8 protein-coding genes and 1 pseudogene are annotated in these 8,327 nt (G+C 67.6%); 5 read left to right on the top strand and 4 right to left on the bottom strand.

The window, feature by feature from the left end:
• Positions 1-256: 256 nt before the first annotated feature.
• Together ID132_RS05485 and ID132_RS05480 are read right to left on the bottom strand one after the other, a co-directional pair.
• On the bottom strand, positions 257-1,486 hold the full coding sequence (locus tag ID132_RS05485) for a glycosyltransferase family 4 protein (RefSeq protein WP_193128065.1): 1,230 nt from the start codon (positions 1,484-1,486) through the stop codon (positions 257-259).
• A gap of 8 nt (positions 1,487-1,494) precedes the next feature.
• Positions 1,495-2,727 carry an NAD-dependent epimerase/dehydratase family protein gene (locus ID132_RS05480; RefSeq protein WP_125107505.1) on the bottom strand — a complete coding sequence of 411 codons (1,233 nt, stop codon included), beginning with the start codon at positions 2,725-2,727 and terminating at the stop codon, positions 1,495-1,497.
• A 163-nt stretch (positions 2,728-2,890) separates the two neighbouring features.
• Here ID132_RS05480 and ID132_RS05475 point away from each other — a divergent pair, with 163 nt between their 5' ends.
• The gene (locus tag ID132_RS05475; protein WP_193128064.1) at positions 2,891-3,943 is read left to right on the top strand and encodes a class I SAM-dependent methyltransferase; all 1,053 of its coding nucleotides are present in this window, start codon (positions 2,891-2,893) and stop codon (positions 3,941-3,943) included.
• On the opposite strand, the gene ID132_RS05470 is transcribed toward ID132_RS05475, so the two are convergent.
• Complete coding sequence (locus ID132_RS05470) at positions 3,940-4,458, bottom strand: 8-oxo-dGTP diphosphatase (protein WP_193128063.1); 519 nt, start codon at positions 4,456-4,458, stop codon at positions 3,940-3,942. The genes ID132_RS05475 and ID132_RS05470 overlap by 4 nt on opposite strands.
• Positions 4,459-4,569: 111 nt before the next feature.
• Between ID132_RS05470 and ID132_RS05465 the strand changes: the two genes are divergently transcribed.
• Positions 4,570-5,997, top strand: coding sequence for a maltokinase N-terminal cap-like domain-containing protein (locus ID132_RS05465; protein WP_193128062.1), 1,428 nt, complete (start codon positions 4,570-4,572; stop codon positions 5,995-5,997).
• Positions 5,998-6,085: 88 nt separating this feature from the next.
• Here the strand turns inward: ID132_RS05465 and ID132_RS05460 are convergent, their stop codons facing one another.
• Complete coding sequence (locus tag ID132_RS05460) at positions 6,086-6,688, bottom strand: SRPBCC domain-containing protein (protein WP_193128061.1); 603 nt, start codon at positions 6,686-6,688, stop codon at positions 6,086-6,088.
• 251 nt (positions 6,689-6,939) lie between these two features.
• Here ID132_RS05460 and ID132_RS15520 point away from each other — a divergent pair, with 251 nt between their 5' ends.
• The 3 genes and pseudogenes from ID132_RS15520 to ID132_RS15510 all read left to right on the top strand — a co-directional run.
• The gene (locus ID132_RS15520) at positions 6,940-7,425 is read left to right on the top strand and encodes an AAA family ATPase (RefSeq protein ID WP_459562439.1); all 486 of its coding nucleotides are present in this window, start codon (positions 6,940-6,942) and stop codon (positions 7,423-7,425) included.
• A complete protein-coding gene (locus tag ID132_RS15515; RefSeq protein WP_459562438.1) occupies positions 7,409-7,765 on the top strand; it encodes a hypothetical protein in 357 nt (118 codons plus the stop codon). Before ID132_RS15520 ends, ID132_RS15515 begins: the two co-directional genes overlap by 17 nt.
• Positions 7,705-8,327: pseudogene (locus tag ID132_RS15510) on the top strand (ATP-dependent chaperone ClpB); the annotation flags it as partial. The gene ID132_RS15515 and the pseudogene ID132_RS15510, both read left to right, overlap by 61 nt.

Raw genomic sequence — 8,327 nt, 5'->3', positions numbered from 1 at the left:
CCGGTCGTCGTGCTGCCGAGCTCTTCTTCAATGGTGGACTTGAGCTCGTCGGCGGTCGGGCGCTCAGCGGCACCCGAGCAGGCGGTAAGGGCGAGGGCGGCGCCGATCATGGGGATGACGGCGAGGCGGCGAAGTTTGATGTTCATGCGTCACAGCTTAAAAGAACCTGAGCGCGCCTCGTGACCGTTCGGGCGCGGCGCCGATGCAAAATCAACCGCTGGCGCGCGAGATGTCGGCCCTGGGATGTACGGATGCGCTAGTCGCGGTGCGTCAGCCCGGCCGGCAGGTCGGTGGGCCGGGGGAGGGGCTTGCCGAACAAGCGCATGGGTCGCGAGTACGTCGACAGCGTGTTGGCGCGCCGCCAGTGGCGGTCGATCGCGAGCTCGTAGAAGTCGACGAGCGATTCGGTTGCTGAACGCCACGAGCTGCGCAGCGCCTCCTCGCGCGCCTGCTGGCCCATCCGCGTGCGCAGTTCGTCGTCAAACAGCAGTCGCCGCAGCTGGGCCTCGAAGTCCTCGGCCGAGTCGGGGTTGAAGAGAAGGCCGCCGACGCCCTCGGGCACGGCGAACGGGATGCCCCCGGCTCGCGCGCCGACGACAGGCACCCCCGACGCCATCGACTCGAGGGCGACGAAGCCGAGCGTCTCGGTGGTCGAGGGGAAGGCGAACACGTCGGCCGACGCGAACGCCGAGGCGAGCGCGGCACCGGCCATGTAGCCGGTGAACACCGTGTTCGTGCCGGCGAAGTCGCGCTCGAGCTCATCCCGATCGGGCCCCGAACCAACCATCGCGAGCCGCACGCCCTCGGGGCCGAGGCGGCGAATCGGCTCGAGCAGCGCCCGCAAGTTCTTCTCTTTCGACATGCGCCCGACGTAGACCATGAGCTTGTCGTCGGGGTGCCCGTCGGTGAGGATGCTGCGGGTCTCGAGCGAGGCGTTGTCGGGCCGGTAGGTGTCGGTGTCGATCGCCTTCGGCCAGAGATCGACCCGCTCGAAGTCGAGCGCCTGGGCCCGCTCCACCATCTGCGGCGAGGTGCAGAGGTTCACCTCGGCGAGGTTGTGGATCTTGCGGATGTACGAGGTGCCGGCCTTGCGGATCGCGCCCAGCCCGAGCGCATCCGCGTACTTCGGGGTGTCGGTGTGGAAGCTCGCGAGCATCGGCAGATCGCGCCGCGCCGCGCTCAGCGCGCCATACGCGGCGAGCGCGACGGGGTTGACCAAGTGCACGACGTGCGGCGCGAACTCCTCCATCTGGCGCGCAATGTTTGGCGTCGGGATGCCGACCTTGACCTCGGGGTACCAAGGGCGCATCGGCACCGAGTTCACGTGCACGACTCGGTGCTGCGCATAGTTCGAGGGCGCGTTGCCGGGCGCGAACACGAGCACCTCGTGCCCGAGATCGCGCAGCTGCTCGATGGTGCGCAGCACCCGAGTGACCACGCCGTCGATCTTCGGCAGGAAGACCTCCGTAAACAGCGCGATCCGCATACCGACGCCTACTTGGTGTCGGCGGCGACCGACGCGGGCACGCCCGCGTGCTGGTTCTGCGTCCAGAGCGAGGTGGCCGGCACCTTTGACAGGTCGGCGCGGTCGGCGTAGTTGCGCGCGATGTCGGTGACCTCGAGCAGCAGGCCTTCGGCAAGCTTGGTCGGGTTGAGGCCAAGGTCGAGGAACGTGTCGTTGCGCACGTGCAGCTCGTTCTCGGCCGCCTCGTTGCGCGGGTTCGGCACGTTCTCGACCCGCGCATCCGCAATCTTCGCGATGAGCTCGGCGAGGTCGCGCACACGGTGCGTCTCGGTCATTTGGTTGAAGATCATGACGCGGTCGCCGCGCTTCGGCGGGTTCGTGAGCGCGATCTCGATGCAGCGCACCGTGTCCTGAATATGGATGAACGCGCGGGTCTGGCCGCCTGTGCCGTGCACTGTGAGCGGGTAGCCGACGGCCGCCTGCATGAGGAAGCGGTTGAGCACCGTGCCGTAGTCGCCGTCGTAGTCGAAGCGGTTGATGAGGCGCTCGTCGAGGGCGGTCTCGGCGGTGTTCGTGCCCCACACGATGCCCTGGTGCAGGTCGGTGATGCGCAGCTGGTCGTTCTTCGCGAAGTACGCGAACATATTCTGGTCGAGCACCTTGGTGAGGTGGTACACCGAGCCCGGGTTGGTCGGGTAGAGAATCTCCTGGCTGACGCGGTGTTCTTCGACCTTGTTGCCGTTCTCGTCCTCATCGCTGACGACCTCGACGCTGAGGTAGCCCTCGGGAATCTTCATGCCGGCGGTGCCGTAGCCGTAGACGCCCATGGTGCCGAGGTGCACGAGGTGCACGTCGCGACCGGACTCGACGATCGCGGTGAGCACGTTGTTCGTTGCGTTGACGTTGTTGTCGACGGTGTAGCGCTTGTGCCACGGCGACTTCATCGAGTACGGCGCGGCGCGCTGCTCGGCGAAGTGCACGATCGCCTCGAGCTCCTCGTCGACGATGAGCTGCAGCAGGGCGTCGTAGTCCTGCGCGACGTCGATGTTCTTGAACGTGACGTCCTTGCCCGAAACGTCCTTCCACACCGCGAGACGCTCCTCGATGGGGGCGATGGGGGTCAGCGAGTTCGCGCCGAGCTCTTCGTCGATGCGGCGGCGCGAGAGGTTGTCGACAATGACAACGTCGTGGCCAGCGTTCGACAGGTGCAGGGCAGTGGGCCAGCCGCAGAAGCCGTCGCCACCGAGAATTGCGATCTTCACGTGTTCTCCTGGTTTGTCGCGGATCCGAGTCCCAGCGTCGCGCAGTAAAGCGACGGGATACGGAAACTCCGTCCATGCTACGGGGCCCAGTTAACGGACAATGAAGTCGCGCGGCCCCCATCGCCTCGGCACGTCGGGGGCCGCAGCGTGACAGGATGCTGCAATGAGTGCACCGGAAGTTGACGTCGTCCTGCACGAGCTCGGGGTCACCCAGCTCGAAGACCTCCCGCGCACCGTCGCGATCGTCGAGGATGCGCAGCTCGACTTCGCCCGCGCGCTCGCCGAGCTGCCGGGCGAGGCGCGCCCGAGCATCCGGGTCTTCAGCGACGCCGGCGTGAGCCCCGAGGCGCGCGACGTGTTCGAGCACGCGGCCATCACCGAGTGTGCCGAGCTCGACGGCGAGCTGTTCGACGGCGCGGAGCTCGTGCTCGGCCTGCTGCCGAAGTCGCTCGCTGAGCTCGACGAGATCGCCGAAACCGTCGCGGCGAAGGCGGCGCCGGGCGTCACGCTCATGCTCGCCGGCCGCGAGAAGCACCTCACCCGCTCGATGAACGAGCAGTTCGAGCGCCACTTCGCCCAGGTGCGGGCCACGCGCGGCCTGCGCAAGGCGCGCGCGATCGTCGGCACCGAGCCGAAGCCCGCCGCCGAACTGAGCTACCCGCGCGAGGCGCGCATCGACGACCTCGACCTCACCGTCGCAGCCCATGGCGCCGCGTTCGCGGGCACCGGCTACGACATCGGCACCCGCGCCCTCATCGAGGCGCTCGACGTCGATGACCTCGACGCGAGACGGGCCGTCGACCTCGGCTGTGGCACGGGTCTCCTCGCCGCCTGGCTCGCGAAGCGGCTGCCCGACGCTGAGGTGATCGCGACCGACCGCAGCTGGGCGGCCTGCGCATCCGCCGCCGCAACCGCCGCCGCGAACGGGCTCGACGGGCGCATCACGGTGGTACGCGGCGACGCGGGCGCCGGAATCGACGATGCGAGCTGCGACCTCGTACTGCTCAACCCGCCGTTCCACGAGGGGCGCGACGTCGAGAAGGGCATGGCAAACGAGCTCTTCCGCGCGGCGCGGCGCATGCTGCGGCCGGGCGGCACCCTCGTCACAGTGTTCAACTCACACCTGCGCCACCGCGAGCACCTCGAGCGCATCGTCGGACCCACGCGGCAGCTCGCGCGCACGAGCAAGTTCACCGTGACGGCAACGACCCGCTAGCCGACGGTGCCGGGCGGCGGCAGGCGCGGCAGCCCTGTGTCGGGGTCGTCCGAGGCGACCGCCGTGTTGAGGTCGTTGCCGAAGATGTAGCTCGCGCGGATGAACTGGCCGCGCAGCGCTCGCGGCAACCAGTACTGGGCATCCGACCACATGTTGTCGAGTGGCAGGTCGCTGAGCGGGAACCACACGGGCGCGATCTCGGACGACTCGGCTGGTTCGCCGATCCAATCGCGGCAGAGGTACACCCACGACTCCTGCGAGAGCGCCGGCTTACTGCCGAAGATGTAGGTGAGCAGCGCAACGTGCCGCAGCTGGTTCGGGTCGACGAAGAGGTTCGCCTCCTCTTCGATCTCGCGCACGGCCGCCACCCGGGGGTGCTCGCCGAACTTGAGTTTGCCGCCGAGGCCGACGATCTTCGAGACGCCGAGCCCGCGCTTCTTGTGTCCGAGCAGCACCTCGGTTCCCTGCGCGCCATCGCGCAGTAAATAGGTGACGCAGACCTGTGGCAGTGCCATAGCGATGAGCATATTCCAGGATGCGCCGTGGCAACACTCCCCGGTTCGACGGCCGCGCTCGGACTCGCCAACTACGCTGGGCAGTGCACGTCACACGAGTGAGGACCCTCTATGTCTGAAGTTCTGGATCTGCTCAGCGATTGGTTGCCGAACCAGCGGTGGTTCGCGGGCGACGCGCGACCCGAGCAGCTCGAGCTGCTTGGCAGCTACCAACTGAGCGCGTCGGAGCACGACTCCGGCGTGCGGCTCATCACCGTCGCCCTCGTGCGCGACGCCGCGCTCGAGCACGCGCAGACCTACCAGGTGCCGCTTGTCGTGCGCGACATCGACGCCGCGGTCGAGCCGCTCGGCTACATCGGCGCGGCGACCGAGCACGGAGACCGCGCGGCGCTCGTTGACGGCCCGCACGACCCCGCGTTCACGCGCGCCCTGATGTCGCTCGTCGCCGACGAGGGCAGCTCGATCGGCGCCGGTGACAGCGCGGTCGAGGCGTACGGCCAGCCGATGCCGGGTGCGCGGGCGCACCGCTTTGCGTCGTCGCGCGTGCTCGGCGGCGAGCAGTCGAACACCTCGATTATTTGCGAGCTGCGCGACGACGGCGGCGAGCCCGCCGTGCCACTCATCATCAAGGTTTTCCGCACCCTGCACGGCGGCGACAATCCCGACGTGACGCTGCAGACCGCGCTCGCGGCGGCCGGCTCGCTGCGCGTGCCGCCAACGTTCGGGCAGGTCTCGGGCTCGTGGTCAGACCCGCAGCTCGGTCGGCTCTCGGGGCACTTCGCGTTTGCGCAGGAGTTCTTCGCGGGCGTCGAGGACGCGTGGCGCGTCGCGCTGCGGGCCGCCGAGTCGGGCGAGGACTTCTCGCAGCTCGCGCAGTCGCTCGGCGCGGCGACGGCCGAGGTACACACGACGCTCGGTCGCGTCATGCCGGTCGTCGAGCCGGAGCAGGACGACGTCGATGCCGCGGTCGAGCAGATGCGCGCGCGCTTCGGCCTCGCGGTCGAGGCGCTGCCCGAGCTCGAGTCGCTCGTGCAGTCGGTCGACGACGTCTATGAGCGGGCGCGCCGCGCGAATTGGCCGCTGCTGCAGCGCATCCACGGCGATTTCCATCTCGGCCAGGTGCTCGCGGTGCCCGACCGCGGCTGGGTGCTGCTCGACTTCGAGGGCGAGCCGCTGCGCCCGCTCGCCGAGCGCAACTCACCCGACGTGCCGCAGCGCGACCTCGCCGGCATGCTCCGCTCGTTCGACTACGTCTCGGGCGCGCTGTCGGTGCGCGCGGGGCGCGAGGTCGCGCGGGCCTGGGCCGACTCAGCTCGCGCCTCCTTCTTGCAGGGATACACCGACGGCCTCGTCGCGCTCGACGCGGTCGAGGCGGGTGAGGATGCGCCGGGCGAGGCCGACCTCGAGGCCGTGCTCATCGCGTACGAACTCGACAAGGCCGTCTACGAAGTAATCTACGAGGCCCGGCACCGACCCGACTGGCTCACGATTCCCGCGCTGGCCGTGCGCCGGCTCACCGAGCGCTCTGCGCGCCACTAGCCTCGCGCATCCGCCTGGCCTCGAGCCGGAAACGAACGGTGGGCGCCGCAGCAAGTGCTGCGACGCCCACCGGGTCGTGGCTCAGGCGCTACGCGAGGTACGAGTGCGCGTGAAGTACCGAGACCATAGGGTTTCGGCGCGCTGGCGTGCTCGGCGACGCGGCGTCGGTGTCCGTCAGTGCGGTGCCGAAGTTGCGCACCTGCTGGTCGTACGCGGCGAGAAGCTCATCGCGGCGGAAGCGCAGGGCGTAAGCCGGCACGGGGATGTCATTGAGGAACAGGCGCAGGAACTCGAGCTGGGCGTGCCAGGTCGATGCCGCGCGCACGACGTCGTCTTCGTCGAGCCCCGACACTGTCAGTCGCAGATGCGTGCCGCCGACGAGGCCGTTCTCGAGGTCGAAGCGAATGTTCGAGGCCGGGTAGCTCCCGAACTTCCACTCGTAGTCGAGGGCGCGTAGCGGCTCGAACTCGAGCACCTTGCCCTCGATGTCGTAGTGCGAATCGTTAAGGTACTCCACAGTGAAGTGGTTACCCGCCACGAGGTCGTGCGAGAACGTTCCAAGCCACGATGCGAGGGCGTCACGGTCACTAATCGCGCGCCAGAGCTCGCGGCGACCGAACTGTGAATCGATGTCGAACACAACTCGAAAGCCGCCAGATTCGCGACCAATCTTGCCGATGATTTCAGCCATTGTTGTCGCCTCCTATTTCTGGCTGCCATTTGGCAGATGTTTGGGCTGTTGCGGGTTCGCAACAGGAGCAGTGATGACCGCTGCTTGAACAAGAGGTTAACAGCAGGTTAACGAGGTGGTGGGGTTTTCTTGATTTGTGGGCGTGTTGCGCAGGAAAATCCCAGCTCAAATGCTTGCGCGGCCTGGAGAAAGTCGTAAACTTGAGTCAAGTCCGCTCAAGTTGTGATTCAGATCAGCGAAAGGAGACACCAATGGCCAACATGCAAGGCGCCCAGGCTCCCGATGAGGAAAGCCAGTCAGCCCTCGAACGCTTCGGTGTCAACCTCACCGACATTGCTCGCGCCGGCAAGCTCGACCCCGTGATCGGGCGAGACAGTGAGATTCGGCGCATCAGCCAGGTGCTCACGCGCCGCACCAAGAACAACCCCGTGCTCATCGGCGAACCCGGTGTCGGCAAGACCGCCGTTGTCGAAGGGCTCGCCCGGCGCATCGTCGCTGGCGACGTGCCCGAGTCGCTGAAAGAGAAGGACGTCATCTCGCTGGACATGTCGGCGATCCTCGCCGGCGCGAAGTACCGCGGCGACTTCGAGGAGCGAATGAAGGCGGTGCTCGACGAGATCGTCTCGAGCGAAGGCCGCATCATCACCTTTATTGACGAGCTGCACACGCTCATGGGTGCCGGTGGCGGCGAATCGAGCGTCTCGGCGGCGAACATGNCCGATGCTCGCGCGCGGTGAGCTGCGTCTCATCGGCGCGACGACCCTCGACGAGTACCGCGAGTTCATTGAGAAGGACTCAGCGCTCGAACGTCGCTTCCAGCAGGTCTACGTCGACGAGCCGAGCGTCGAAGACACGATCGCGATCCTGCGCGGGCTCAAGGAGCGGTACGAAGCGCACCACAAGGTCGCGATCAGCGACGGGGCGCTCGTTGCCGCGGCATCCCTCTCGAACCGCTACATCCCCTCCCGTCAANCAAGGCCATCGACCTCATCGATGAGGCTGCGTCGCGGTTGCGGATGGAGATCGACTCGTCGCCGCTCGAGCTCGACCAGCTCAAGCGGCAGCTTGAGCGCATGAAGCTCGAGGAGTTCGCGCTGAAGAAAGAGCACGACGACGCGTCGAAGGAGCGACTCGCGAAGCTGCGCGAAGACATCGCCGCCCGACAGGCTGAGCTCGACGCGCTGCAGGCGCGCTGGGACGCCGAGCGCAGCGATCTGAACCGCGTCGGTGACCTCAAGTCGAAACTGGACGATGCGCGCATCCGGGCCGACCGGGCGCAGCGCGAGGGTAACCTCGAGCTCGCGAGCCGCGTGCTCTACGGCGAGATCCCCGAACTCGAGCGCCAGGTGGCGCAGGCCGAGGCCGCCGAGCAGAACGAGGCGCGCATGGTGAACGACCAAGTTACGGAGGAGGACATCGCCGAGGTCGTGGCCGCGTGGACGGGCATTCCCGTCGGTCGGCTCATGCAGTCGGAGCGCGAGAAGCTGCTGCACCTCGAGGACGAACTGCACGAGCGGGNGTCGGGCAGGATGCGGCGGTCAAGGCGGTCTCGGATGCGATTCGTCGTTCGCGGGCCGGGGTGTCCGACCCGACGAAGCCGACCGGCTCGTTTATGTTCCTCGGCCCCACGGGCGTGGGC

It is taken from the genome of Gulosibacter sediminis, assembly GCF_014904065.1.
Lineage (GTDB): Bacteria > Actinomycetota > Actinomycetes > Actinomycetales > Microbacteriaceae > Gulosibacter > Gulosibacter sediminis.
The sequence above is the reverse complement of the archived record's forward strand: the minus strand, read 5'-3'. Positions and strand labels throughout refer to the sequence as shown.